23 protein-coding genes and 1 tRNA gene are annotated in these 26,674 nt (G+C 60.3%); 14 read left to right on the forward strand and 10 right to left on the reverse strand.

Annotated elements, in window-relative coordinates; genetic code table 11:
- Window positions 1-225 precede the first annotated feature (225 nt).
- A complete protein-coding gene (locus tag V6765_RS07750) occupies window positions 226-1,110 on the forward strand; it encodes a LysR family transcriptional regulator (protein WP_448427533.1) in 885 nt (294 codons plus the stop codon).
- Between the two features lie 9 nt (window positions 1,111-1,119).
- Here V6765_RS07750 and V6765_RS07755 read toward each other — a convergent pair whose 3' ends face one another.
- Window positions 1,120-1,686, reverse strand: a complete 567-nt coding sequence (locus tag V6765_RS07755) for a dual specificity protein phosphatase family protein (RefSeq protein WP_448427534.1) — start codon at window positions 1,684-1,686, stop codon at window positions 1,120-1,122.
- A gap of 247 nt (window positions 1,687-1,933) precedes the next feature.
- Between V6765_RS07755 and V6765_RS07760 the strand changes: the two genes are divergently transcribed.
- A complete protein-coding gene (locus tag V6765_RS07760; RefSeq protein WP_448427535.1) occupies window positions 1,934-4,141 on the forward strand; it encodes a TonB-dependent hemoglobin/transferrin/lactoferrin family receptor in 2,208 nt (735 codons plus the stop codon).
- 96 nt (window positions 4,142-4,237) lie between these two features.
- Here V6765_RS07760 and V6765_RS07765 read toward each other — a convergent pair whose 3' ends face one another.
- The gene (locus V6765_RS07765) at window positions 4,238-5,434 is read right to left on the reverse strand and encodes a phosphoglycerate kinase (protein WP_448427536.1); all 1,197 of its coding nucleotides are present in this window, start codon (window positions 5,432-5,434) and stop codon (window positions 4,238-4,240) included.
- 151 nt (window positions 5,435-5,585) lie between these two features.
- Window positions 5,586-7,376, reverse strand: a complete 1,791-nt coding sequence (locus V6765_RS07770; protein WP_448427537.1) for a potassium/proton antiporter — start codon at window positions 7,374-7,376, stop codon at window positions 5,586-5,588.
- A gap of 343 nt (window positions 7,377-7,719) precedes the next feature.
- On the opposite strand from V6765_RS07770, the gene V6765_RS07775 reads away from it, so the two are divergent.
- The gene (locus V6765_RS07775) at window positions 7,720-9,198 is read left to right on the forward strand and encodes an MFS transporter (RefSeq protein ID WP_448427538.1); all 1,479 of its coding nucleotides are present in this window, start codon (window positions 7,720-7,722) and stop codon (window positions 9,196-9,198) included.
- Between the two features lie 82 nt (window positions 9,199-9,280).
- Here the strand turns inward: V6765_RS07775 and V6765_RS07780 are convergent, their stop codons facing one another.
- The gene (locus V6765_RS07780) at window positions 9,281-10,168 is read right to left on the reverse strand and encodes a LysR substrate-binding domain-containing protein (RefSeq protein WP_448427539.1); all 888 of its coding nucleotides are present in this window, start codon (window positions 10,166-10,168) and stop codon (window positions 9,281-9,283) included.
- Window positions 10,169-10,241: 73 nt separating this feature from the next.
- Between V6765_RS07780 and V6765_RS07785 the strand changes: the two genes are divergently transcribed.
- Window positions 10,242-11,426 carry an MFS transporter gene (locus tag V6765_RS07785; RefSeq protein ID WP_448427540.1) on the forward strand — a complete coding sequence of 395 codons (1,185 nt, stop codon included), beginning with the start codon at window positions 10,242-10,244 and terminating at the stop codon, window positions 11,424-11,426.
- Between the two features lie 169 nt (window positions 11,427-11,595).
- Here the strand turns inward: V6765_RS07785 and argB are convergent, their stop codons facing one another.
- The gene (gene argB / locus V6765_RS07790) at window positions 11,596-12,483 is read right to left on the reverse strand and encodes an acetylglutamate kinase (protein ID WP_448427541.1); all 888 of its coding nucleotides are present in this window, start codon (window positions 12,481-12,483) and stop codon (window positions 11,596-11,598) included.
- Window positions 12,484-12,652: 169 nt separating this feature from the next.
- Between argB and V6765_RS07795 the strand changes: the two genes are divergently transcribed.
- From V6765_RS07795 to V6765_RS07805, 3 genes are all read left to right on the forward strand, one after another.
- On the forward strand, window positions 12,653-13,192 hold the full coding sequence (locus V6765_RS07795) for a sigma-70 family RNA polymerase sigma factor (RefSeq protein WP_448427542.1): 540 nt from the start codon (window positions 12,653-12,655) through the stop codon (window positions 13,190-13,192).
- On the forward strand, window positions 13,189-13,899 hold the full coding sequence (locus V6765_RS07800; RefSeq protein WP_448427543.1) for an anti-sigma factor: 711 nt from the start codon (window positions 13,189-13,191) through the stop codon (window positions 13,897-13,899). The genes V6765_RS07795 and V6765_RS07800 overlap by 4 nt, the downstream gene beginning before the upstream one ends.
- A gap of 139 nt (window positions 13,900-14,038) precedes the next feature.
- On the forward strand, window positions 14,039-14,596 hold the full coding sequence (locus V6765_RS07805; protein ID WP_448427544.1) for a fasciclin domain-containing protein: 558 nt from the start codon (window positions 14,039-14,041) through the stop codon (window positions 14,594-14,596).
- A gap of 374 nt (window positions 14,597-14,970) precedes the next feature.
- On the opposite strand, the gene yihA is transcribed toward V6765_RS07805, so the two are convergent.
- The 4 genes from yihA to rpmH form a co-directional block, all read right to left on the reverse strand.
- A complete protein-coding gene (gene yihA / locus V6765_RS07810; RefSeq protein WP_448427545.1) occupies window positions 14,971-15,621 on the reverse strand; it encodes a ribosome biogenesis GTP-binding protein YihA/YsxC in 651 nt (216 codons plus the stop codon).
- A 109-nt stretch (window positions 15,622-15,730) separates the two neighbouring features.
- Window positions 15,731-17,530 (reverse strand): membrane protein insertase YidC, encoded by a 1,800-nt coding sequence (gene yidC, locus V6765_RS07815; RefSeq protein WP_448427546.1) that lies wholly within the window; start codon window positions 17,528-17,530, stop codon window positions 15,731-15,733.
- Window positions 17,520-17,921, reverse strand: a complete 402-nt coding sequence (gene rnpA / locus V6765_RS07820) for a ribonuclease P protein component (RefSeq protein ID WP_448427547.1) — start codon at window positions 17,919-17,921, stop codon at window positions 17,520-17,522. Before rnpA ends, yidC begins: the two co-directional genes overlap by 11 nt.
- A gap of 15 nt (window positions 17,922-17,936) precedes the next feature.
- The gene (gene rpmH / locus V6765_RS07825) at window positions 17,937-18,077 is read right to left on the reverse strand and encodes a 50S ribosomal protein L34 (RefSeq protein WP_079920770.1); all 141 of its coding nucleotides are present in this window, start codon (window positions 18,075-18,077) and stop codon (window positions 17,937-17,939) included.
- A 239-nt stretch (window positions 18,078-18,316) separates the two neighbouring features.
- On the opposite strand from rpmH, the gene V6765_RS07830 reads away from it, so the two are divergent.
- The 7 genes from V6765_RS07830 (at window position 18,317) to V6765_RS07860 (ending at window position 22,073) form a co-directional block, all read left to right on the forward strand.
- The gene (locus V6765_RS07830) at window positions 18,317-19,822 is read left to right on the forward strand and encodes an ATP-binding protein (RefSeq protein WP_448427548.1); all 1,506 of its coding nucleotides are present in this window, start codon (window positions 18,317-18,319) and stop codon (window positions 19,820-19,822) included.
- Window positions 19,823-19,957: 135 nt separating this feature from the next.
- Window positions 19,958-20,034, forward strand: a tRNA-Arg gene (locus tag V6765_RS07835).
- Window positions 20,035-20,302: 268 nt separating this feature from the next.
- Window positions 20,303-20,524: a helix-turn-helix transcriptional regulator gene (locus tag V6765_RS07840; protein WP_448427549.1), complete on the forward strand. Its 222-nt coding sequence runs from the start codon at window positions 20,303-20,305 to the stop codon at window positions 20,522-20,524.
- Window positions 20,521-20,781, forward strand: coding sequence for a hypothetical protein (locus tag V6765_RS07845; RefSeq protein WP_448427550.1), 261 nt, complete (start codon window positions 20,521-20,523; stop codon window positions 20,779-20,781). Before V6765_RS07840 ends, V6765_RS07845 begins: the two co-directional genes overlap by 4 nt.
- Entirely contained in the window at window positions 20,778-21,509 is a 732-nt protein-coding gene (locus tag V6765_RS07850; RefSeq protein ID WP_448427551.1) for a hypothetical protein, read from the forward strand. Before V6765_RS07845 ends, V6765_RS07850 begins: the two co-directional genes overlap by 4 nt.
- Window positions 21,502-21,789 carry a hypothetical protein gene (locus V6765_RS07855; protein WP_448427552.1) on the forward strand — a complete coding sequence of 96 codons (288 nt, stop codon included), beginning with the start codon at window positions 21,502-21,504 and terminating at the stop codon, window positions 21,787-21,789. Before V6765_RS07850 ends, V6765_RS07855 begins: the two co-directional genes overlap by 8 nt.
- Entirely contained in the window at window positions 21,786-22,073 is a 288-nt protein-coding gene (locus V6765_RS07860; RefSeq protein WP_448427553.1) for a hypothetical protein, read from the forward strand. Before V6765_RS07855 ends, V6765_RS07860 begins: the two co-directional genes overlap by 4 nt.
- A gap of 518 nt (window positions 22,074-22,591) precedes the next feature.
- On the opposite strand, the gene V6765_RS07865 is transcribed toward V6765_RS07860, so the two are convergent.
- The gene (locus V6765_RS07865; RefSeq protein WP_448427554.1) at window positions 22,592-26,572 is read right to left on the reverse strand and encodes an NACHT domain-containing protein; all 3,981 of its coding nucleotides are present in this window, start codon (window positions 26,570-26,572) and stop codon (window positions 22,592-22,594) included.
- Between the last annotated feature and the right edge of the window lie 102 nt (window positions 26,573-26,674).

The raw sequence follows: 26,674 nt of genomic DNA on the forward strand, positions 1-26,674 counted from the left end.
GCGAACGCCTCACAATTGGATACGCTGCGCCACCCTCACTGCCCCTTTCGGGGCATCTCTCCCGCCAGCGGGAGAGAGTATTGGGAGCAAGCCGCAAGGCCATATTCAATTCCCTTGCCTTCCAGGGAAAGATCGATGCTGTATGCCGGCACTATCGCCTATTCATTTCTGCAAAGAAACAGGATAAATCTAAAATCCATTGTGCAAAAATTGTAGGGCAGGCGAATGGATTGGGATCATCTGCGGGTCTTTCTGGCGGTGGCGCGGCGCGGGCAGATACTGGCGGCGGCGCAGGCGCTCGGGCTCAATCACGCCACCGTCGCCCGACGGCTGAATGCGCTGGAAGAGTCCCTTGGCGAACCGCTGTTCGAACGCCGCCCCTCCGGCTCGACGCTGACGGAGGCCGGCGAGCGGCTTCTGGCGGTGGCCGAGCGGGTGGAAACCGAAATTCTGGGCATTGCGGAGGATACCAGGGCGCGCGGCGCCAGCCTTTCCGGCACGGTGCGGGTCGGCGCGCCGGACGGGCTCGGCACCTATTTTCTGGCCGCCGAACTCGGACGCCTGCAGGAGGAGCATCCGGGCCTGATCGTGGAGCTTGTGCCGCTGCCGCGCACATTCTCGCTGTCGAAGCGCGAGGCGGATCTGGCAATCACGCTCGATCCGCCGGCGGAAGGCCGGCTTGTGGTGTCCAGGCTCACCGACTACACGCTCGGCGTCTATGCCGCTTCGTCCTATCTGCGCCGGCACGGCACGCCCGAAAGCGAGGAGGCGCTTGCCGACCATGTGGTCGTCACAGGCGTGGAAGACTATGCCTATGCCTCGTCGCTGAATTATGCGGGGCATCTTGCGCGCTTTGCCGGCCGTCAATTCCGCTGCGCTGGCGTTGCCGGGCAAATGGAGGCGGTGAGGGCGGGAATTGGCATCGGCATCCTGCATGATTTCGTGGCCCGCGACTGCGAGGGTCTGGAGCGCATCCTGCCGTCCGTCGGCTTTCGCAGGGCCTATCATCTTCTCTCGCACCCCGATACAGGCAGCCTTGCGAGAATCGCGCTCATCCGCGCGTTTCTGGCGCGTCGGTTCAAAGAGGAGCGGTCGCGTTTCGCGCCGTAGGGAACGCCCTCAGCTATCGAGGCCGAGAACTTTCTCGAAGTCCTCCCAACTCGTGTCCATGGCGTAAGGGCCGATGCCGGGCAGGGCGACGTGGCCGTAAAGCGGGGAAAGCTGCCACTCGGCGGTTTCCTCGTCGATGCCGCCCAATTGCTGGAGATACATCACGGAGGCAAGCCCGGTGCGGTCTGCGCCGGCCTTGCAGTGGATCAGGATCGGTTTGGGCGCATCGCGCATCAGCGCCAGCAATTCCATGCTGCGCTCCGGCGACAATATGGTGCGATCGGACATCGGAAAGTCGATATGTTCGACGCCCTTCTCAGCGCTCACCCTGATCTCGTCGTCATACCACGCCCGGCCGGGGCTCGCGCCGCGCAGGTTGATAACGGTCCTGATGCCGTGCCGGTCGATATAACGCGAAAGCGCGTCCGCGCTGGGCTGCCCCGAGCGATAGAACTCGCCCGCCTTGACCTCGTGAAAATTGCCGCTCAACTGAAGGCCGCCAAGATAGACGCCGCTGGTCAGGACCAGCATGCCGACAGCGGCCGCAACCCGGCGCGCGAGACGCTTCTTGTTCATCCGGTAGTCCTCTTTACCCGTGGCTCATTATAGCCGGGTTTTCGCCCGCGCGACAGCTGTGATGACGCATATCCGGCACAGGCGGTGCAAATGTGTCAAAACCCGGGCAATTTATCTTGACACTTATACTCATGTTTTATAGCGGATAGTCCAACACCGGCTGACCGCCGGAAAATGCCCAGCCAGCCAGTACGCCATGCCGTTCGCAAGCCAGCCAGGTTCTTCAGTGAAAAAGAAGGATTCGGTGATGCGTATTTCGCGGATTTTGGCATCGTGCACGGCTCTGGCCACCCTTATCAGCGCCACGGCCTCTTTGGCTCAGGACAGCACCCAGACGACCGTGCTTTCCCCCGTCAGCGTGACGACAACGGGCGGCAAGGAGGGGATCGCCGACACCCCGCTTGCCACAGAGACAACGCGCGAGGATCTCGACCAGAACATCGTCACCGATTTTGACGATTACACCCGCATTCTGGAACCGGGCGTGACCTTCGTGGGCGATGATGCCGGCTCGGTCAACATTCGCGGCATGCAGGGCCCGCGCGTTTCCACGGTCATCGACGGCATCCAGATTCCCTATCTCGATGACACTGCGCGTTCGGACGCCAGCGGCGGCGGGGATGCCTTCTCGTTCGATTCGATCGCGACGATCGACATCGTGCGCGGCGCCGACAGCTCGCGCTCTGGCAGCGGCTCGCTCGGCGGCACGGTGGTGCTCAGAACGCTTGAGCCCGAAGACCTGATCGATCCCGACAAGGGTTATGGCGGCCGCATCGGCTTTACCTATGACAGCGCCGATAACAGCATGGACGGCGAGGGCGCGTTCGCGATCCAGTCGGGCGGTACCGCGCTTCTGTTCCAGGGCGATATCGCCACGGGTGATGAAATGAAGAACCAGGGCGATGTCGGCGGCTATGGCGCGACCCGCAGCGAGCCGAACCCGGCGACCTTCGACGAGAACAACCTGCTGTTCAAGATCCGCCAGAACATCATGGAAGCGCACACCATCGGCCTGACTGTGGAACGGTATGACCGCAACAAGGATATCGAGCTGCTGACCGATCAGGGGGCGACCTATGCGCTGGACAACTGGAACGGCACCGAAGACAAGCATCGCGACCGCGTCTCGATCGACTACAATTACAACGCCATCGCCGATGACGGCCTGATCGACCAGGCCTTCAGCACGTTCTACTGGCTGAAGAGCGAGCGCGAAAGCGGCACCTCCGGCATCCGCCTGCCCTCGCGCGGCGCACCGCCCTTTGGCGAATATTCGCGCACATCCAAGACCGACGAGGAACGCTACGGCTGGTCGGGCTGGGCCGAGAAGAGCGTGGAGACCGGCTCGCTGTTTCATACCTTCACGCTCGGCGGCGATTTCTACTATTCGCAGACCAGCCAGTATTCGAGCGGCGTCGACAATTGCGGTCCCGGGCCGTTCCGCCCGTTCAGCACCTGCAGCTTCCTGCATACCAACCAAGCCGACACGCCCGATGTGAACGGCTATGTTCTCGGCCTATACGCCCATGACGAGATCGTCTTCGGCGACAGCGGCTTCGCGCTGACACCCGGCGTGCGTTTCGACTGGTATCAGTACGACCCGCAGGAAACCGCCGCCTACCGCAACAACCCGAACTATAACGGCCTGCCGGAAGGCCAGAGCGACTGGCACATTTCGCCGAAGCTGCTCGCCACCTACGAGCTCAACGACTTCACCCAGCTCTACGGCCAGATCTCGACTGCCTTCCGCGCGCCGACGCCTGGCGAGCTTTACGTCGACTACGGCGCGCCGGGCAGCTATCTCAGAATCGGCAATCCCGATCTCGAGCCGGAAACAAGCTGGGGCGTCGAGCTCGGCGCGAACTTCGGCGATGATGACGATGGCGGCCGGGTCTCGGCCTTCTACAGCCGCTACAAGGACTTCATCGACACGCAGTCCGTCGAACCGGCCGATCTCGGCTTTGCCGCCGGCCTCTACCCGCTCGGCATCACCCAGACCGTCAATATCGACAATGTCGAGATTGCCGGTATCGAGGCGAGCTACCAGAAGACCTTCCTCAATGACTGGGACATGCACGCCTCGCTCGCCTTTGCGCGCGGCTGGAACATGGATACCAATGAGATTCTCGGTTCGGTCGCGCCGCTGAAGGCGGTGATCGGCGGCGGCTACAATGTCGAGACCTGGGGCGCGAACGCCAACTGGATCCTTTCGGCCAAGGTGCCGGATGGTTCCACCGCCGAGTTCAAGGCGCCGGGCTACGGCATCGTCGACGTCACCGCCTGGTGGTCGCCGGAGCAGTTCGAGGGCCTGCTGGTCCAGGCCGGGGTCTACAACCTGTTCGACCAGACCTACTACAACGCGCTGGACCTGCAGGACACCGACATGACCCAGCCGGAGCGCTTCTATTCCGAGCCCGGCCGGACATTCAAGGTATCGGTGACGCAGACGTTCTAACGGACGTCAGACGCGTATGAAGAAGCCGGCCTCCGAGGGGGCCGGCTTCCTGCTTTCTGGAATTCTTCCCGCCTCGAAAAGACGAGGCGGCAGAGACTACTTCTTCAATATCTCAACGCCCGGCAGAACCTTGCCTTCCATCCATTCCAGGAATGCGCCGCCGGCGGTGGAGACATAGCTGAAATCATCCTTCACGCCGGCGTGGTTGAGAGCGGAGACGGTGTCGCCGCCACCGGCGACCGAGGTCAGCTTGCCCGCCTTCGTGCGTTCCGCAGCGAACTTAGCAGCCGAGACGGTGGCCGCGTCGAAGGGCTCGATCTCGAAAGCGCCGAGCGGTCCGTTCCAGACCAGCGTTTCGGCCTTCTCGATCCACTCGTTGATCGCCTTGACGGATTGCGGGCCGACATCGAGCATCATCTTGTCGGCCGGGATCGCGTCGATCGCGACGGTCTCGTTTTCCGCATTGGCCTTGAACTCGCCGGCGACAACGCCATCGACGGGCAGCACAATCGCGCAGCCTGTCTTCTCCGCTTTCGCCATGATGGTGCGGGCGGTGTCGGCCAGGTCGTGCTCGCATAGCGACTTGCCGACATCGATGCCCTTGGCGGCAATGAAGGTATTGGCCATGCCGCCGCCGATCACCAAAGCGTCGACCTTGTCGATAAGGTTTTCCAGAAGATCGATCTTGGTGGACACCTTGGCGCCGCCGACGATCGCCACGACCGGGCGCTTCGGATTGCCGAGGCCGCTTTCCAGCGCTTCGAGCTCGGCCTGCATGGTGCGGCCGGCATAGGCCGGCATGTGGTGGCCGAGGCCTTCGGTCGAGGCATGGGCGCGGTGGGCGGCGGAAAAGGCGTCGTTGATATAGACATCGCCGTTCGCGGCAAGGGCCGCGACGAAATCGGGATCGTTCTTTTCCTCGCCCTTGTGGAAGCGGGTGTTTTCCAGAAGCAGGATATCGCCGGCGCGCATCGCCGCGATCGCCTTGTCGGCGGGCTCGCCGACGCAGTCATCGGCGAAGGCAACGGCGTGATCGAGCACTTCCTCGACGGCGTGGACGATCGGCTTCAGCGACATGTCGGGCACGACCACACCCTTGGGGCGGCCGAAATGGGCCATCAGGATAACCTTGGCGCCCTTGCCGGAAAGCTCGGTGATCGTCGGCGCGACGCGCTCGATCCGGGTCGTGTCGGTCACCCGGCCGTCGCTGAAGGGCACGTTCAGATCGACGCGCACAAGAACGCGCTTGCCGTTGATGTCGGGCAGATCGTCGAGGGTCTTGAAGGCGGGCATGGGTCGTCCTCTTGCGTGTTGCGGCACCCCGGGGAAGGGCGCGGGTTTGGCTGTGGCGCGTCTCGATATCTGCTGAAGGCGGCCACTGAAATCAACGAATGGAGTCCTATTCAAAAACCGCCCGCTCGGCAATGTCGCGACGATGAAAAGCCTAGCGCCGCACCCTTCGGCGCAGACGGGCGAAGAAGCGGCTCAGGGAGCGGAGAGGGCTTGTAGGGCGTTCGATTGCGCCATCGCGCCAGACCCCGACCGACGTAATATTGTGGTCTTCATCGGCATCGCGCACGATCAGCGCCAGCGGACCGAGATGCAGGCGGTCGGCGATGATCGGCTTGCCGCCGAGTTCCTGTTTCATGTAGTCGGCAAGCCGCATATCCTCGATCCCCGGCGGTATCGTGACCGTCGGGTCGATCGCGCGCAGCTCCTTTACGGGGCGGTCGGGCAACAGGACCTGTGTGCCCAGCAGCGGTTCCTCTCCGGCCTTCGCCGCAAGTTTCGGATCGGCGAAAAGCTGGTCCAGCAGGTAGGACATGCCGGGGATCACGAACAGATACAGATAATCGCCGGCCTTGAGGTTGCCGGCGTAGAAATAGCGCATGGAAAGCCCGTCGCGCACCACCAGCGATGGGATCGCCCAGCGCGGTATCGACGCGCCGTCGAGCACCGGCGCGCCTTCGGCAAGGCGATAGACCAGCAATTCGTGATTGGCCTTTTCGTGAAGGTCGATGTCGACGATCTCCAGCGCCCCGGTTGCCCTCGGCTGAACCAGCTTCAGGAACCGTGCAAGCGGCGCCAGCGTCCAGCCCTGCAGGATCAGCGAAACCAGCACCATGACGAAGACAATGTTGAAGATGCGCCCGGCATTCTCCAGCCCGTAAAGGCTCGGCAGGATCGCAAGCAGAATGGAGGCCGCGCCGCGCAGGCCGATCCAGGCGATGAAATTGGTCTCGCGCGGGCGGTAATCGAACTTCCACAGGCAGAGCCAGACGGCGGCGGGGCGGGCGACGAAAACCAGAAACAGCGCCAGCGCAAAGGCCGGGAGGAAAATCTCGGGAAAGTTCCGCGGCGTTGCCAGCAGGCCGAGGAGCAGAAACATGATGATCTGCGCGAGCCAGGTCATGCCCTCCTGAAACCGCCTGATCGAGCCGACATAGCGCACATGGCGGTTACCCGCGATCAGGCCCGCGACATAGACCGCCATGAAGCCGCTGCCGCCGGCCGCACCGGTGGCCGAGAAGATCAGCAGCGCCGCCGTCAGCACCAGGATCGGCGCCAGACCGCGATTGAGGCTGAACCTGTTGGCGATCAGCACCGTCAGACCGCCGCCGATCACCCCGAACAACAGGCCGAAGCCGATCTCCTGCACGAAATGAAGTAGCATCGGCAGGACTTCCTGAACGCCGGTTTCCTGCATGGAGAGAATGGAAACCAGCGTCATGGTCAGGAAGATCGCCATCGGGTCATTGATGCCGGATTCGACTTCCAGCGTGGCGCTCACCCGGTCCATCACCCTGATGCCGCCGATGCGCATCAGGAAGAACACGGCGGCCGCATCCGTCGAGGCGACGATCGCGCCCAGCAGAAAGCCCTCGAGCAGGGAGAAACCGAGGATCACGGCGGCCGCCAGCGCCACCAGTCCGGCCGTCGTCACCACGCCCGCCGTTGCAAGCAATAGCGCGGGCGCTGCGCTCGTCTTGAAGGTCTTGAACGATGTGCCGAAGCCGGAATCGAACAGGATCACGGCGAGCGCCAGCGAGCCGACATAGAAGGTCAGCGCGTCATTGTCGAACTCGATCCCGAAGCCGTCGGTCCCCGCCAGCAGTCCCACGCCCAGGAACAAGAGCAGCAGGGGCGCGCCGAAACGGAAGGCGAGCGCGCTGGAAAGCGCGGCAAGAAGAACGAGGCCGGAAAACACCAGCACCGCTAGATAAAACGTCGTCAAATTGTGTCCTTCCGGCAGAGCGGCGCGAGGGCGTGGAAACGAGGTTTGGCAAAACCTGCTTTTTTCAACAAAATAGGCTATTTGCGGCATTTTTTAAAGCGTTGCGGCTATTGTCGTCGTTTGATGCCCGCGCGCGGCGGAAACAACCATCCGCAGCTTGTCGGGGCAAGCGGAGGGCGCTTCTTTCAGGCGGAACGGGCTGAGACTCTGAAACTTTTGCCGGCATCATTATTGCCACGCCCGGTGCGTGTGGTAACCAAGAGGCCAAGATGATATCCGGCGCAATGGCGGCTTCCTCAAACCCGTCCAATCCGTGCTCGCTTCGCCCTGAAGGAGGATTTTCGTGAATTCCAGTCTGACTGAAGCCCAGGCCGAGCCGCATCCGGGCCGGTGGGTGGCGCTGGCCGTGCTGCTTTGCGCCGTGTTCATGAACATGCTCGACGTCACGATCGTCAATGTCGCGCTGCCCTCGATCCAGAAGGGGCTCAAGGCCTCCAATTCCGACATCGAATGGGTGGTCGCGGGTTATGTGCTTGTGTTCGCGCTTGCGCTGCTGCCGTTCGGCAGGCTTGGCGATATCGTCGGCAAGAAGCGGATGTTCATGATCGGCGTTCTCAGCTTCACCGTCGGTTCGGCGCTTTGCGGGTTGTCGCACGAAATCGGCATGCTGGTTGCGGCGCGTCTGTTCCAGGGCTTTTCGGCCGCGATGATGACGCCGCAGGTGCTGGCGCTGGCGCAGGTGATGTTTCCGCCCCACGAACGCGCGCGCGCCTTTTCCTTTTTCGGCATGATGGCGGGAATCGCGACCGTCAGCGGCCCGATCATCGGCGGTCTGCTGATCGATCACGACCTGTTCGGCCTCGGCTGGCGCGCAATTTTCCTGATCAACCTGCCGATCGGCGTGTTCGCCGTTCTGGCTGGATGGAAGCTCGTCCCCCATACGGAGAGCCATCCCGGCGGGCGCAACGACTATGCGGGCATCGCGCTGATTGCGGCGGCGATGTTCATGCTGATCTTTCCTCTGGTCGAGGGCCGCAATTTCGGCTGGCCGATCTGGTGTTACGCGATGATGGCGTCCGCCGTTCCGGTTCTGGCGGCGTTCGTGTTCTGGGAGCGTCGTCAAAACCGCCGCAACCGGCCGCAGCTTCTGGCCTTCGCGCTGATCGCGAACCGCAATTTCATGGTCGGCAGCGTGATGGCGCTGGTGTTCTTCTCCACCATGCCGGGCTTCTTCCTCTGCCTTGCGATTTTCCTGCAGGTCGGGTTCGAGTTCGACCCGCTGAAATCGGGGCTCACCACAGTGCCGTTCTCGGTCGGCGTCTTCCTGGCATCCGTTGCCAATGGCCGCTTTGGCAGCGTGGCGCTGAAATTCAGGATGATCTGCGGGCTGGCGCTGCTGTTCGTCGGCATTTTCTGGCTGCGCTCCTATGTGCTGACCATCACCGATACGATTTCGCACTGGGACGTGCTCGGTCCGTTGCTGACGGCGGGGCTGGGGCTCGGTATGTCGATCGCCTCAATCTTCCAGCTCGTGCTGGCTGGCGTGCCGGCGCGCGAGGCAGGGTCGGCCTCCGGCGCGCTGCAGGCCGTTCAGCAGCTCGGCGGCGCGTTCGGCATCGCGATCATCAGCGGGATTTTCTTTTCCAGACTGGCGAGCCTGCTTCCGGCCGGCGGCGACCAGCACCCGGCCTATGTTCAGGCCTTCGCCGGTGCGGTGGTCTTCAATCTGGTTGCCTATGTGATTGTGGCGGTGCTTGCGACGATGCTGCCGGCCCACAAGAGCGCAAGCGGGCCCGGCAAGGCCGAGCCGCATATCGCCTGATGTCGCTATGGCAAAGGGCGAAGCCGACCGGTTCGTCCGGTTAGATGTATTGATGGTTCAGAATTTCCGCTTTAAGCGGAATTTATGCGACGCCAGCCTCGCACATGATCCATCGGCGGAACGCTGCGATCTTCGGCACAGTCATTCTGTCCGGCTGCACAAGTATAAAGTACCCGACCGGGGTCTCAACGGGCGCGTCGATCGCTAGAATGACGCTACCGGCGTCCAGAGCGCGGGCCGCGTAAATATCGCGCACGATGGCGAGGCCCTGGCCGGCAATGGCGCCTTGGATCAGCAATGCGTCATCGGCGTAACTCGGCCCTTTTGTCGCGTTCCGGGCAGGATTGACGCCATGCGATTCGAGCCATGTCGGCCAGTCGGCCCGGTCGCGGTCCTGTAGAAGTGGATAGCGCAGACAATCGGCTGGATTTCTCAAGGGACCGTCGATTAGAAGCGACGGGCTTGCGACCGCCAAAAGCCGCGGCTTGAAGAGCAAAGTGGTGTCGAGGCCGGGGTAGTCGCCGGAGCCGTGCCGGATCGCCACATCCACCATGCCGCCTGTCATGTTCGCGAGTTGCACCGACGTTTCAATATGAATCTCGATCTCGGGATGCTGTGCAACGAAGCGACCGAGGCGCGGCGTCAGCCAGCACGCGGCAAAGGAAGGCGTCGTGCTGACGACCAGCGAACGCGGTCCCGGTCGGCGATCCTCGAACAATTGCACGGCAGCGTCGATCTGCTCGAAGCTCGGCGCGACCTTGCCAAACAGGCGCAGACCGTGCGCCGAAAGCTTCACCTCTCGGTTTCCGCGCTCAAGGAGCAGGATGCCGAATCGCGCTTCCAGTGCCTTGACCTGCTGGCTGACGGCTCCCGGCGTCACGTTCAGTTCCTGCGCGGCGCGTTTGATGCTGCCCTGCCGGCCAACTTCAACGAAGGTACGCAGCGCGCCGAAGGAAACGGGTGATGTCATAGCTTTCAGTTTAGCTGAACTTAATCATTCGGCAACAGATATGATTTGTATCCGCGGGATCGGACTGTATCTCATGCACCGTATGAGAACAGACCGCACCCGATCCGACCACCTGTCACCCGCGCTCGTCCGCCTTCTCGCGATTGGCGCTGGCGCGGCCGTCGCCAGCAGCTATTACAATCAGGCCTTCCTCGGCCACCTGACGGCGGAATTCGGGTTGGCGGCCGGTGTCGCCGCCATCGTGCCGGTACTGACGCAGGCCGGCAATGCCCTCGGCGTACTGTTCCTGGCCCCACTTGGCGACCGGTTGGAACGCAAGTCCCTCATCCTCGTGACCATTAGCGCTCTGGTGGCGGCTTTGATCGGCGCGGCCGTTTCGCCCGGCTTCCTATGGCTGGCGGTCGCCGGCCTCGCGGTTGGCCTGTTCGCCACGGTGGCGCAACAGATCGTTCCACTCGCGGTGCATCTGGCAGCACCTGCCGAGCGTGGTCGCGTTCTCGGCAAGGTGACAGGCGGCATTCTCATCGGCATTTTGCTTGCCCGCACCGTCAGCGGCACGATCTCGGACCTCTGGGGCTGGCCTTTCGTGTTCTGGTGCGCTGCCGTCATGATGACCGTGATCGGCGCAGCGCTGGCGCTCTGGCTACCCCGCGTGCCGCCTACAACTGATCTGAGCTATCCGCGCCTGCTTCGCTCCTTGTGGACACTGGTGCGGACGCATGGCGTTCTCCGGCGGGCGGTTATGGTGCAGTTCCTGATTTTCGCCGCCTTCATCGGCTTCTGGTCGAATCTCGCCTTGCTGCTAGCTGAACCGCCCTTTGAACTCGGTGGTACGGCTGTTGGACTTATGGCGCTTGTCGGGATGGCGGGCGCGCTCGCCGCGCCAGTCGCCGGCGGTTTTGCCGACAGGCGCGGCCCCGCCGTCGTCGTGTCGATTGGCGCGGCCTTCGTGGTGCTCGCCTTCGTGATCTTTGGCCTTTGGCAAGGTTCACTTATCGGTCTGATCCTCGGCATTCTAGCGATGGACCTAGCGGTGCAGTCCTCACAGGTCGCCAATCAGGCGCGTGTCTATGCGCTCGATCCGACCGCCCGCAGCCGGCTCAACACCGTGTTTATGGCGACCATGCTCGCCGGGGGTGCGGTTGGTGCCGGCATCGGTGGCGCTGCCTATGCCGCCTGTGGCTGGACCGGCACGTGCGCTTTCGGCGCGAGTTCGGCCGCGTTGGCGCTGCTCTTGTCGCGGAAATCCCAAGAGTAGCGACTACGACGGCCGCGCAGATGCCGGATACGTTTTCGTTAGAAACTGAAACGCTTGTCTTATGATTTCCGTGCTTCTTCGTGAGATAAAGAAGCGCCGGAAAGGATGGCCATCCTTTCCGGCGATGAGGATTAGTCGGTAAAGGCAGACTTATGGGGCGAGCTCTAGCTCAGGGCACGATCAGCGTGCCCGCGCCGCCCTTGGTAAGAATTTCGAGCAGGACCGAGTGCTTGACCTTGCCGTTGAGGATGACGACGCCCTCGACGCCGGCCTCGATCGCCTCGATACAGGTCTCGACCTTGGGGATCATGCCGCCCGAAACCGTGCCGTCGAGGATCAGGTTGCGGGCCTCGGCAACCGAGAGCTCCTTGATCAGCTCGCCATTTTTGTCGAGCACACCTGGGACGTCTGTGAGGAACAGCAGGCGCGTGGCGCGCAGCGCGCCGGCAATCGCGCCGGCGAAGGTATCCGCATTGATATTGTAGGTCTCGCCGGCGCGGCCCGGGGCCACCGGCGCGATCACCGGGATCATTTCGGATTTCGCCAGCAGATCGAGCAGGGTGGTATCCACGGTCACGACCTCGCCGACAAAGCCGAGATCGAGCACGCGTTCGATGTTGGAGTCGGGATCGACCACGGTCTTCTTGGCCTTTTCGGCAAACACCATGTTGCCGTCCTTGCCGCAGAGCCCGATCGCCCATTCGCCGGTCTGGTTGATCAGCGCGACGATCTCCTTGTTGATCGAGCCCGCAAGCACCATCTCGACGATTTCGACGGTGGCCTGATCGGTGACCCGCAGCCCGCCTTCGAACTTCGATTCAATTCCCATGCGCTTCAGCATGCTGCCGATCTGCGGTCCGCCGCCGTGAACAACGATCGGGTTCACGCCCGACTGTTTCAGCAGCGCGATATCGCTGGCAAAGGCCTGGCCAAGCTCGCTGTCGCCCATGGCGTGACCGCCATATTTCACGACGATCGTCTTGTTCTCGTATTTCTGCATATAGGGCAGGGCCTGGACCAGGAGCCGCGCCTGCTGTTCGCTTTCCGACAGTGACATGAAGTTTCCCGCTGCAATTTGCTCAGCGGCCTTTTAGCGCAAACTCGCGGTCTGGGAAACTCCTGTCCGGCGTTAACCGAAAGATGAGCTTGCGCCGGCAAACTTGATGTTTATCATCTGGGAGCGCGCATGAGGGAGGAATGGAACGCAATGGTAGGGCAGGGCTTTCATGGCGGGTGAAGACCTCGGCGTTCTGATCTCCCGGATTTCGATGCGCGATCGAAGCGCGTTCGAACTGCTTTATGAGCAGGCGAGCCCGAAACTTTTTGCGATCTGTCTTCGTATACTGGGCGAACGCGGCGAGGCGGAGGACGCCTTGCAGGATATCTTCGTGCGGATATGGCAGCGCGCCGGCACGTTCTCGACCGATGGACGCTCGCCGATGGGGTGGCTTGCCACCATCGCCCGAAACCACGCAATCGACCGGCTCCGGCAGAAAAAGCCCGCGACGCGCGATATCGATGATGTCTACGATCTCGCCGATGGCGCCAGAACGCCGGAAGAAGACGCCCACCTGAAAAGCGAGGGTCGTAGAATTGACCACTGCATGCAGCGTCTTGAGCCCGATTGGGCCTCGGCCGTGAAGGATGCCTATGTGCAGGGGCTGAGCTACAATGAACTGGCGGAGCAGTACAAGGTTCCGCTCAACACCATGCGAACCCGGCTGCGCCGCAGCCTGATCAAACTGAAAGAGTGCCTGGAAGCATGACGACGCCGGAAGACACATCAGGCGACAAGCCCTACGACAGCGTCGTTGCCGGCGAATATGTGCTGGGCACCCTGTCGCGGGACGCGCGGCAGACGGCCGAGGCGCGCATGCGTTCCGATCCGGCCTTCGCCGCGTTGGTGCATGCCTGGCAGTCAAGGCTCGAGCCGCTCGACGAGGAATATGGCGAGGTGGCCCCGCCGGCCTATATGCGCGGCGCCATCGAAACCCGGCTGTTCGGCACGGGCAAGGAGAAGCAGGGCTTTATCGGCCGGGCCTGGGATTCGGTCGCGCTGTGGCGCGGCGTCGCGGCGGTCGCGATCATCTTCGCCGTCGCCTTTCTTGCAAGCGAGCGCTTCCTGTCCGAGGCCCAGCCGACCCTGCTGGCCGAACTCAGCGGGCCGGACAATGCCGTCAATCTCGTGGCGCGCTACAATGCGCGCAACGGCATCGTGACGTTCACGCCGGTTGCCGCCGGCGCGGCGGATGAACGTTCGCTGGAGCTCTGGCTGATCGCGGGCGACGACGCGCCGCTGTCGCTCGGCGTATTGCCGCAGACCGGCGAGGGCGAAATCGCGGTGCCGCGCACTGTCGCCGGCCGCATCGATGCCGGCGCTTCCTTCGCGGTCACGATCGAGCCGTTCGGCGGCTCGCCCTCGGGTGCGCCGACCGGGCCGGTGATTGCCGCCGGGGAGCTGAGATCGCTCTGAGTTTCAAGAAAATATCTTTGTAAAACAGGTACCTAAAAGAAAATCGAAGAAATCTGAAACTTCTCTGTCCAGGCTTTCGTCCTTTGTTTCATAGCCAGCCATGAGGACTGGCGGAACACGAAAGTTTGAGGAGAAATTCATGTTTGCACTTCTGAAGAAAACCGCCGTCGCCGCCGCGCTTGTTTCGGGCACCGCGATTGCGGCCTTCGCCGCCAATCCGATGGTCGGCGGCGCCGAGATGTATCCGGACAAGAATATCGTCGAAAACGCCATGAATTCCGCCGACCACACCACGCTGGTCGCCGCCGTGAAGGCCGCCGGTCTTGTCGAAACGCTTCAGGGCGATGGACCCTTCACCGTCTTCGCGCCGACCAATGAAGCCTTCGCCGCGCTGCCGGACGGCACGGTCGACACGCTTCTGATGCCGGAAAACAAGGACGCGCTGGCCAAGATTCTGACCTGCCACGTCGTCGCCGCGGATGCGATGTCGTCCGCGATCGAGAAGATGATCGCCGATGATGGCGGCGAGCATGACGTGCCGACCGTGGGCGGTTGCGTGCTGAAGGCGAAGGAAATGAACGGCACCATCACGCTGACCGATGAAAACGGCGGCGTGGCCGAGGTGACGATCGCCGATGTCGAGCAGTCGAATGGCGTCATCCATGTCATCGACAAGGTTCTGCTGCCGGCCAGCTGAGGCTTCGCGGCCGGAAGCCAGCTCCAGCTTCCGGCCGGTCAACGAACCTCAATGATTGGCTGAACAGGGGCGGCAGCCCCCGGGGAGGGATGGCTCGCGCTGTCCCTCTTCCTCCCCCGGGCGGTTTCATCATCCTGGTCTCGGGCGATGCAGTTTCCTTCGGAATACCTGTTTTTCGCCGCGAATACGACACGCAAAAGGGGAATAGTCCGACGAGGCAACTCAGAGATGAGAAGGTTCGAGCTGACAGCGTCAGGAGCGGGCTTCGCTCTGAACTGCTCGATACCGACCGGATACATGATGAGAAGACCCGGCGGGAAACACCCACCCCGGTGTAATCTTGGCCGCCCTTCGGGGCGGCCTTTTTCGCGCAATCACATATTGATCGTGTCGATGATCGCCTGACGCAGATCATCGAGACCGTCATGTTTTTCCGACGAGGTGGCGAGAATCGCGGGGAAGGCGGCCGGACGCTTGCGGATTTTTTCCGCGGTGGCGGCCAGGAGTTTGGCCACCGCCGGCGGCTTGATCTTGTCGCTCTTGGTTAGCACGATCTGATAGGAGACGGCGGCCTTGTCGAGCAGGTCGAGCACGTCCTCGTCATTCTTCTTGATGCCGTGGCGGGCATCGATCAGCACATAGACGCGCTTCAGCGTGGCGCGGCCGCGCAGATAATCGAACACCAGCTTGGTCCACTGCTCCACTTGCGCCTTTGGCGCCTGGGCATAGCCGTAGCCGGGCATATCCACCAGCGCCATCGGCGGCAGGTCCTCGCCCTCGCCGGAATAGCCGTCGGGAACGAAATAGTTGAGTTCCTGGGTGCGGCCCGGCGTGTTGGAAGTGCGCGCCAGCCCCTTCTGGGTGAGCAGTGCATTGATCAGCGAGGACTTGCCGACATTGGACCGGCCCGCAAACGCCACTTCGGCCGGACCTTCCGGCGGCAGGAACTTCATCGACGGCACGCCGCGGATGAAAATCCACGGGCGGGCGAAAAGCGCTGCATCCTGGGCGATCTGCTGGGTCATATCCCGATCCTTACCATGAAGAAAACGCCCGGCAAGGGTGCCGGGCGTGTTTTCCTTGAGGCGTTTGCCGCCATTTAAGTCCTCTCCGGGAGGGGCGAGCTCGCCAGATCTATTCCGAAGCCGGCTTCTTCTTGCGGAACATGCCCTTCAGATTGTCGAACAGCTCGATCTTGACGCCGTGGCGCTTCATGATGATCGACTGCTGCAGGATCGAGAGCGTGTTGTTCCAGGCATAGTAGATCACCAGACCGGCCGGGAATTTCGCCAGCATGAAGGTGAACACGACCGGCATCCAGTTGAAGATCATCGCCTGGGTCTTGTCGGGCGGCGTCGGGTTCATGCGCATCTGCATCCACATGGTGATGCCCATGATGATCGGCCATGCGCCAATCATCAGAACGGCGGGGACCGCGAAGGGCAGGAGGCCGAACAGGTTGAAGATGCTGGTCGGATCAGGCGCGGAAAGGTCCTGAATCCAGCCGAAGAACGGCGCGTGACGCATTTCGATGGTGACGTAGAGCACCTTGTAGAGCGCGAAGAAGATCGGGATCTGGATCAGCATCGGCCAGCAGCCGGCGACCGGATTGATCTTCTCCTTCTTGTAGAGCTCCATCATCGCCTTCTGCAGGCCCATGCGGTCGTCGCCGTACTGCTCCTTCAGCTCGGTCATCTTCGGCTGCACGCGCTTCATGTTGGCCATGGAGGCGTACTGCTTGGAGGCGAGCGGGAAGAAGATCAGCTTGATGATGACGGTCGTGATCAGGATCGCGACGCCGAAATTGCCGACCTGATGATAGATGAAGTCCATCAGCTGGAACAGCGGCTTGGTGATGAACCACAGCCAGCCCCAGTCGATCATGCGGTCGAAGAGGCGGATGTTGAACCGGTCTTCATAGGCCGTCAGCGTGTTGGTTTCCTTGGCGCCGGCAAACACCATGGTTTTCAGGTCGGCCGACTGGCCGGGCGCAATCGTCAGCGCGGCGTTGTCGGAATAATCCGCCTGATAGCGCGCGCGGCCATCGGTGAAATGCGAGAAGCGCGCGTCGTAATTGACGTTGGCCTGCGGAATGACGGCGGTGCCCCAGTATTTGTCGGTCACGCCGAACCAGCCGCCGGTCGCGCCGTCGAAGCTCTGGTTTTCCTTGTCGACCGATTTGTAGGTTTCCAACGTCACGCCGGCATCATCGCCGAACACGCCGAGGAAGCCTTCGTGCAGAACCCATGCGGACGGCTCGTCCGGCAGGCTGAAGCGGGTGATGCGGCCATAGGGCGTCACCGAGGCCTGCTTTTCGGAATTGTTGGTGACCTTGTCGTCGACGGTGATCATGTATTTGTCGTCGATCGAGAAGGTCCGGGTGAACTTGATGCCGGCATCATTGGTGTAGGAAATCACCACCGGGGTCGACGGCGTCAGTTCGGTGCCCTTTTCGAGCGTCCAGACCGTCTGCGGGCCCGGAACCGTGCCGGAATTGTCGCCCTGCACGAAGCCGAGTTCGGCGAAATAGCCGTTCTGGGTGTCGGCCGGCGAGAACAGCGTCACGATCGGGCTCGTGGGGTCAACCGTGACGTGGTAATCCTTGAGCTTGATATCGTCGATCCTGGCGCCGGCCAGATTGATCGAGCCCTCGAGCGAAGGCGTTTCGATCTTGACGCGCGGCGCGGTGGCCTGCTGCGCGCCGGACTGGGAAAATACCGCATCGCCGTTTGCCCCGGCCTGGCCGGAGACGGCGGGCGTCGTGGTCGCGCCGTCCGGCGAGACGGTCTGTTCCTGCGTCTGCTGCTGCAGGGCGGCCTGTTCCTGGGCCTGACGCTGCGCCTCCATGCGCGGACCCATGAAAAAGAACTGCCAGGCGAGGACGATCAGGACCGTCAGGCCGATCGCGATCATAGAATTGCGGTTATTTTCCATCTTTAGTTCCTGGTGCGGAAGCCTTTCGGCTCCGTCGGATTTGAGGCGGGTTCGAGATCCGCGATTCCAGCGTATCGACAAGCCGCGCAAATGGCGCATCAAGCACCTCGCTGCGGCCCACGATGACATAATCGCAACCGGGCTGCATTGCAAACGCTGCCTTGAGGCGAACCGCCTCTTTCAGGCGGCGGCGAATGCGGTTGCGCGCGACGGCATTGCCCTGCCGTTTTGTAACAGTAAAACCGACGCGAGGCCCCGTTTGGGGTTCGCGTCGGTCGAGAACTTCAAGTAGAAAAAGGGGCCCCTTGCGCCGCTCGCCCTTTTGTACGGCGACAAACTGTGGACGGGTCTTCAGCCGTCCGACTTCGGCCTTTTTATCGGGCCCGGACATAAGGGCGAAACGCCCTTACGCCGAAAGACGCTTGCGACCGCGGGCGCGGCGTGCATTGAGGACCTTGCGGCCACCCTTTGTTGCCATGCGCGAGCGGAAGCCGTGGCGGCGCTTGCGAACGAGTTTGGAAGGCTGATAGGTACGCTTGGTAGACATTTGTTTTAATACCGCGGTGTGCGGCCCTTCTTGAAAACCGGCCGAAACCGGTTAAGCGTGTGGTTGATGTTCGTTCGCTCCGCAAAAAATCCGGGTGCAGAGCCGAAACTGCGCGGCTTATAAGGGAAAGCGCCGCGAATTGTCAATCGCGCGGCTGAGAAGTCGCAGCTAGCGCGGCCCGGTTTTGCATTTGCGGCGTTCGGGCATAGTATGGCTCCAGGTTGAATCGGAGAAAGCGGATGCGGTCTGAAAACCGCCCTCGGGGCACGGAAAGTGCATCTCCACGCGTCAGCGCCGACGGCGTCGCGATGCCGCGTTTTCTCTCCGGCCTCTCCGGGCGCATCCTGCTGCTGACGGTCGCCATCATCATGTTTGCCGAGATCGTGTTCTTCGTGCCGGCGGTCGCCACCATGCGCCTGCGCTGGCTTGACGACCGGCTGAACACCGCCGCCGCCGCGGTCACCGTCATCGACGGGCTGCAGCCGCTGTCGCTGCCGCGCGCGCTTCAGGACGAGACGCTGATGGCGACGGGCACCAAGGCGATCGTGCTGAGGAAGGACGGCATGTCGCAACTGCTGGCGGTGACCGACATGCCGCCCGAAATCAGCCGCAGCTACGATCTGACCGATGTCGGCCCGGTGGAGGCGGTGGTCGATGCCTTTGACGAGCTTCTGTTCGGCGGTGACCGGGCGATCCGCATCCTTGGCAATATCGGCGACAGCGACGCGATCATCGAACTGGTGATCTCCGACGATGAATTGCGCCATGCGCTGCTGATCTATGCGCGCAATATCTTCGCGCTCAGCATTCTGCTGTCCTCCGTCACCGCGATGCTGATCTTCTTCCGGCTGAATTCGATGCTGGTGCGCCCGCTCAGGCGCCAGATCGCCAATATGCAGGCGTTTTCCGAACATCCCGAACTGCCGGAGAGCGTATTCCGCCCGAGCGCGGAACCCGATGAGCTTGGCATTGCCGGCCGTCATCTGGCCACCATGCAGAGCGAATTGCAGAAGACCCTGCGCCAGCAGAAGCGGCTTGCCGAACTCGGTCTGGCCGTGTCGAAGATCAACCACGACATGCGCAATATCCTGTCCGCCGCGCAACTGATGTCGGACCGCATTGCTGGGATCGATGATCCGGTCGTCAAACGGGTCGCGCCGAAACTCTTGCGCGCGATCGACCGGGCCGCCCTCTATTCGCGATCGGTGCTGAGCTATGGCCAGGTCTCCGAGGCCGAGCCGAACCGCCGGATGATAGATGTGCATTCGCTGGTCAACGACGTCCACGACTATCTCGAACTCTCAGCCGATCCGTCGATCGAATGGATCAACCGGGTGCCGGAAGGGCTGAAGATCGACGCCGACCCTGAGCAGCTGTTCCGGGTTATCTTCAATCTCTGCCGAAACAGCGTCGAGGCGCTCGGTCAGCAGGCCAAGGCCGAATCGGTCAACTGTCTGACGGTCTCCGCCCAGCGCCACGGCAGCGTGGTGTCGCTGACGATCGACGATACCGGGCCCGGCATGCCGCAGAAGGCGCGCGAGAACCTGTTCGCCGCTTTCCGCGGCTCCGCCCGCAGCGGCGGCACGGGGCTTGGGCTCGCCATCGCCCGCGAGCTGGTGCTCGCCCATGGCGGCACGATCGGGCTTGTGGAAAAGGCAGGCCAGGGCACGCTGTTCCGCATCGAAATTCCCGATCGCCCGGTGATGCTGGAAAGCTGGCGCGAGGAGAGCGAAGCCGGCAGCTAAGGGCTTCGCGCCGCCGCCTGTTTTGATGTTTCAGGAAAATGACAACAATTTTCGGAAATCCGCTTGCATTCCAAATCGCAAGGTTCTAGAAGCCGTTTCGCACGCCGCAGACAGAAGCGGCGACCGCAAAGGCAAGCGCTCGTAGCTCAGCTGGATAGAGCACCAGACTACGAATCTGGGGGTCGGGAGTTCGAATCTTCCCGAGCGCGCCATTTTCCCTAACAAAATCAACCTCTTGTTTGCTTCAATTGAGAGCATTCGCGATTTCGTTTCTCTCGGGGGCACGCTGGGGGCACGTTTCGGAACCGACAATAGTGTCGGTCTGCGACGATGGCTCTTGCGTGCTAAAATACCAACCCCCATCTTGTGCTCAGCGGTGCATGCAGATGCATCCCGCCACCCCGCGAATATGCGACCAGTTTGAGACCCTAATCGACAGCCCCACCCGTTGGCCAAGGCTGTGAACGAAAATGTGTGTCTATGAAGTCGAACGAAACTGGAACGAAAAACAGGCTCATCAAAATTAGTGAGGTCGTCGACCGCGTCGGATTGAGCAGACGGTCGGTCTACAATCAAATCGCGCGCGGCGAGTTTCCGCGACCGGTTCGGCTGGGAGCCCAGTCGGTAGCCTGGCCGGAGGCTGAGATCGACGCTTGGGTTGGTGCTCGGATCGCCGCTCGAGATGCGGAGGCCCGCCCATGACCAAGCGCGCACCCCATTGGTCTCGCGGATGGTTCCGCTACGCACCGAAAAACCGCCGCCGCGAAATTGCCTTCGATCGCCGTGTTCGCCGGAAGGCCGCTCGCCTCGGGCTGCACATCGAAAAATCGAGAACAGTCGGCGGCTGGACGATCTGCGATGGAATCTCTGGCCTCATCCTGGAGGGGCCAGGCCTTTTTGACTGGCAGCTTGAGGATGAACTGAACGCTCGTCTTGCCGCTCGGGAGGCTGTCCGATGAAGGCCGCGCTTCGACAACACATCGCTGCGCTTCCCGCAGACGAACGTGAACGCGTCGCGCTGAGCCGCTTCTGCGAGGCCGACCGCCTCGCCGAGCAGCTCGGCGTCGACCGAGACGACGTTGCGGCGGCCTGCCGCGAGCTTGACCGCACAGCGGCGGTAAGCGGGCAGGAAACGTTGCGGCGATGGCACGAATCCATCCTCCTCCACACTGGCCTTTCTGCGACAGAAAAGGTAGCGGCCCTCCGCGTCTGGACCTTCGTGAACTCCAGTCACTTGTACGCCTGGCCCTCGCAAGGCCGTATCGCTCGCGAGCTGGGCTATTCGCGCGGCCCCAACCTGGGCAAAGCGCTGAGACGATCGTTCGAGATCGGAGCCTTTACGCCGGTTCGAATCAAAGACCTCCCTTTGAATGTCAGAAGGCTTGCTGTGAGCGAAAGTCGCCGGTCGCTCAGAGGCCTCGCCTATCGGTTGAATCCGGTCGATCGCTGGTCGGTTGAGGCGGAGGCTTTCGAGTTGTTGCGCGAAGGCAACATGTTCCATGGTGGAACCTTTAAAGGTTCCATGGCGCACCACCTTAACTACGAAGGTAACTACCAACCGGCTGCGCCGGATTCTTTTATAGACGAGCTTTCCACAACCGCTGACGTTTCCCGTGTTGAGACTCATCACATATCGGATGAACTCGGCGGTGGTTGTGTTACTCAGAGGGAGGCTTCTCATGGTTGATGTTGTTCCGTTCGTTCAATCCGATATGGACCTTGTTCGTCGCGAAGCTGCTCGCATCCGAAAAATGCGGCGGCGGCTGACGCGAGAGCGCGCCCTCATCGCGTTCGATCAGAATGTCGTTCGCGGTGGCATGCTGGCGGGCATGCGTCGCGGCGCGGCGATCACCAGAGCTGATGCCCTGGGGGACGCTCTGCGCGCTCGTCTCGCTGAGCTTGATGAACTGGCGAAAGAACGAGCCCCCTCCGCGACAATTCATCACCTCGAAAGGCTCACCGCATGACCAACACGATCAACTCAATACCGGTCCAAACTGGACCGCTATCGATCACTGTTCGCCCGGCCCTGGTGGGCTACGAGGCGGCCATGGTCGAAGGAGTCGGCATGTTCGCAATCGAGCTTGACCGGCCGCGTCGTCGGTTCGCCCTGCTCATCCTGGAAGAGGGCAAGGGGCCGCAGATCGCCGCGCTTTATGACGACGAACACATGGCCGATGAGGCGGCACAGGAACTCCGCCTTGCGCTGCCGCAGGCAGTGCGCGTGGCGCGGGAAGGCGGGCTCCAATGATCGGCTCCTTCCTGAAAGGCTCGGAGTGTTGGTCAAATCCGTCGGCCATCTGCAAAATAAACCCGTCGGCATCCGCAGAACTGGCCGAGCGTTTTGAAAGTGGACCCGATTATGGCAAATTCTGATGCACGTCGACACAGGCCTCTGGATGACTTTTGCCAGCTCGTTTTGTGGCGAGCTGCTCACCAAACAATCACGATGCATCGCGAGAATGGCGGCAGATCTCTTCAGACGGCAGAGCGTGTCACTGACCGGCCATACGTCCTATCGCTAAACGGAGGCAGACTCGACGGACAATTCGTCGGTCGTTGCGCGACCTATAAAGAGGGGCTCGCCGATGGCCGTCTTCTTGCTGCTGCGCTCCACATTGAGCTTGTCGATGAGGCGGGGCGGTGAGGGCCGAGCAGCCCCCCGGTCTCTAGGTTCTTCCGGAAAAATAGCAGACCGCGGGCGAGCGGCAGCGCATTATTCGAGCGTTTTTTGGAAAAGGAAAAGTGCAGTTCCGATTCCTCTTTCAGCTAACTGGGTTTCGCCACGTCGAGAACAATGATCGTAAACTTGTTTTTCAAAGCACTGGGTAAATCCTCGATGAGCATAGCCTCGAGTTCCTCAGCAGTTTCGGGCGGTGGAGCGCCATCGTCTCTGGTGGGAAGGCTTCTGTCCTTGCCAAACCAGAAAACTAGATAGACCCCATATCCCGAAGCATTTTCGTCGGACGCATATCCCGAAAGCTGATCGACGGGGGCGGTCCATAGCTCCTTGTTGTAGTGACGCTTAGCCTCAACAGGAAGGTTTTTGCCGGCGCCATTTAGCAAGAGAATGTCTGCTCGGGTGTTCTCTCCGCGACGAGCCTCAGGGAAACTGCCGACAATCCCATATCGTTCAAATCTTGGTCTTAGAAGCTCAAGCAATCGATCCCTGTCTTCGTTCTCGACTTGAGGATCCGTGGCGTGCCCATGCTGATCTGTGTTCCAAAAGCGTTTCCAAGGGGTCTCGCTAGCAGTCCTAAGCGTGCTTTTGTATCGCTGGAGTTCTTCGACAACGATTGCTACGAGATCAGACGAATTCGCTGGCGCACCGCCTTCAAGAGCTTTCCGCAGTTGATCTAGCGACGGAGGACAAAACTGTTCATCGCGAAGCTTGCGAGCATGCTCTGCAGCGGCGTGATTGATCTCAGCCCGCCAACTTGGGTCGACAGACGGTGCAAGCTCCTTCAACTGAGCACCTACTGACGGCGAAGAGGACGCCGCAAGGCGATGTATTGCCCCCCTCACAGCAGCGCTTGGTGTGTCGAGCCACTTCCAGTTATCATCATAGGCGAAAACTTGGCCAAGCCGCTCAATTCTAAGGAGGTCTAGTAAATCTGGTTCAGGGCACAGTGACTCGAATGTATCCGCAAGCCCTTCGTCGGCAGCGAGAAGAGCATTGAATTGTTCATCCGGCGATAGCTCATCTGAGAACTTTGACGCCAAAAGAGCCAATCCGACAAAGTTCCAAATGTTTTGCTGCTCTTCGCCAAACTCGCTCTGACAGTCGCCAAACCGTTGAACTATGTCGATAAGATCTTCTAACTTCATTGCATGTCCGGCAGCGTTCAGCGCTTGCTTTAGCGCTCTGACCGGTAGATTTAGTTTCGCTTTGAACAATCGCTTTATGCAAAGAGAAATAAATCCTGTTTTGTCGCTATCTTGAAGCAAATAAATGCAATCCAGATCATCAGCACCCGCATTTATCCCTGCGATCCAGTAGTCAACCACTGCTTGTGATCCACCATTCGGCTCAGAAGCAAGCTGACCAACCGACCAGTCTACGATCGATGGCCTTCCACTAGTGGCAAAATATGAGTGCTTAAGCCCGATTATCGCAGTTGTGTTGCTACACCCAGAAAGCTCGGACACTCGACCGGTTGAGAGCGCATAATGTAAACCCGCAGCTACTACAGTCTCCTGCCGAAATGACTTTCGGTTGGCCTTCGCTATCGCAAGTTTATCGATGCCAAGCTTTATGTCTCCGTGAGTTACGAACTGAACGAGGCCTTCCACTATGGCGTGAGCAATTTTTTCATCGGAGTACTTTGTGATTGTCTCTAGTGGTGTGGTTTGTGATTCGACAAACGATTCTTCGTAACACAGAGAGCCCCAATGAAGCACTCCAAATTGCTTGGGATCAGCTGTAGCGATAGCGTCAATGTGCGGCACTAAATCTGCTACAAATGCGGTTCGCGATTTTTCCAATTCAACTGCGCGAGCGGCATTCTCTTTGGCTTCTCTCTTCTTCCATTTGGCACTCGAATCTGACAGTAGCGACTCTATGAATTTCTTATTACTGCCTTCGCGTCTGAGCAGAGAAACAATGGAATCGCGCATTTCTAACCAGTCGTCCTGGCCCTTCGCTGCATAAGCGGCCACCCTGAATAAGCGCCTGCGTCTCAGTCCCCTTCGCATTTTTTCTGCGGATTCTATGAGCGCGCTGGAAATTAACTGAGTTGGTTGTCTTCCTGTGATGGTGATATAGTTCGAACTTACAAACCACTCTTTTTCGTCAGCGGGGGCACTGTCGTTGAGCGTCAGAAAGAGTTCCACCTCACGGTGAGCTAGATCGCGATCAATCCATCGTTGAATAGCGGTGATGACTTCGCCATCAAGCACATCCCACGAGTTCGCCCTTAGGTTCTCGAGCCAAGAATACCATCGTACTGCATTGATATCTGGATTGGCATTTAGCGCTGCAATAAACAGCTGGTCGAGTAGTGACTGAACCTGCGAGGTGTGCCGCCGCCGCGTGCTATTCATCCCGACTCGACCGTCCAGAAGTGCCATCTGCGGCGAGCGCTTCAAAGCAATAGTCAGGCGAGTCAGCCCGTTGGTCTCTGCCGCACGACTTTGACTTCGCGGACCGCTATGAAGTCGATCAAAATCCGACAGCAGAAGCTGAAGCTCTTTGGAAGAAATTTCTTCCGGCGGGATGTCGGCCATAATGTCGGCACGGACTATAGCCTGATTAAGGGTCATCTCCCTTGAAGCGAGATCGTTGAGCAATTCTCTGCTCGCCATTTGCGGGTCGGATGACTTGCTCGTGAAGACCTCAGCGGCTCGTTTCCTCATCCATACTGGACGAGTTTCATCGAGAACAATTTCACGAAGCTTAGGCTGTATTCTGACAACTGGCCCGCCATCCGCCAGCGCTCTCAACACAGAATACTGCAGTTGGCTTTTCACCGGTGAATCAAGGATATCAGCGAAGTCGGCGGCGAGATCATCTCCTGCGAGACTGCCAAACACCGTAGAATCATCCTGAGACGCCAAAAAGTAAGGGTCGTCGTTGTCGAGATTGAGCAGAATATCCCGGCGATTCTCTGTATCAAAGACAGAAGCATCGCCGTACGCCAAAACCGTCGCTGCATCGCTCCGGATAAGTCGGTTAGCTCCGAACGCGTCCCCCGATTTCTGCAGGTGAGCTGCGAACCATGCGTATAGCCCCCGGAGCTCACTAGGCGCCTTTTGATCATTCGAAGTGATCAGCGCGATAGCGCGACCGAGTGGAAAAGCCGGCGTGCGATTGTTGCCGATTACCTTGGCTGACAGGAAGCGTGCGGCCAGAAATTCGGCAACGGCTTTATGCATAGGCTGGAACACGCTCCTTTCGCCTCGGAAAAGCGCGGTGTCTAGCGCGGCAGAAACCGTTGTGCGATCTAGTGCCAAGTCATTTGTGCCCAAAAGGCCAGCTTGCGTTGGCATCGAATTTGAATGCCAAAAGGCCTTGGCTCCAGTCGCTAAAAGATAAAAGCACATTGTTGAGCTGGCATCGCGCATTTCCTGAACGCCAGGTATGTCGTCATCTTTTGCTCGGTCCGAATCGTGCTCATAAGTGAGTTGGGTTGTCGCCTTTTCGAAAAGTTCAAATCGCGTAGTAGGCCAGTCTTCTGCCTTAGTTACGACCGAGTGAAGCAACCGAAGGCTGAGCGGATTTCGTAAAAAAGCATCTGCACCGCGCGTGTAGGCCTGGTCCAGGAATTGGCTTGGCTGACTTTGCCCGAACGATTTCAAAAGCGTTATCGCCTCGTCGTCACTCAACGGGAGAAGGTGAGCCTCGACGATGGATTGGTTATTGGCAGCATGGCGCATCGCCATGACGTCAGAGTTTTCCCGCCAGTCTTCGGAGCGACAGGTAAGACGCCAACGGGTAATATTTCTTTTTGAGATTTCAGCAGAAAGTTTCAGAATTTTGTCTTTTCCACTGCCGTCAGATCGGTACTCGTCAAGAGCATCAAGGTAAAACGTGCTGTGACCCTGCTTTGCCAAACCATTCAGCAACTCTCGGCAAGTGACAACCGAGCCGCCTTCCGAAGTAGCTTCGAACTTTAAAGCTGAAGATTTGCCTGCACCCGGTTCTCCGAGCAGGACGAGATAGGGTTGATCGCGGAACTCGCTCAAATGTCGGATTACTTTATCTTCTCCGACTTTAACCTCAACGAGCCTGTCTAGGTGGGCGAGTTCCATCGAATCTCCGTTCGCCAATTTAAGCTAATCACTTGTTAATGGAACATCGGTTCGACGATGCTGAGCTGTCAACACTAAGCATTGCTATCCGTTTTATTCATG

It is taken from the genome of Martelella sp. FOR1707 (genome assembly GCF_053484265.1).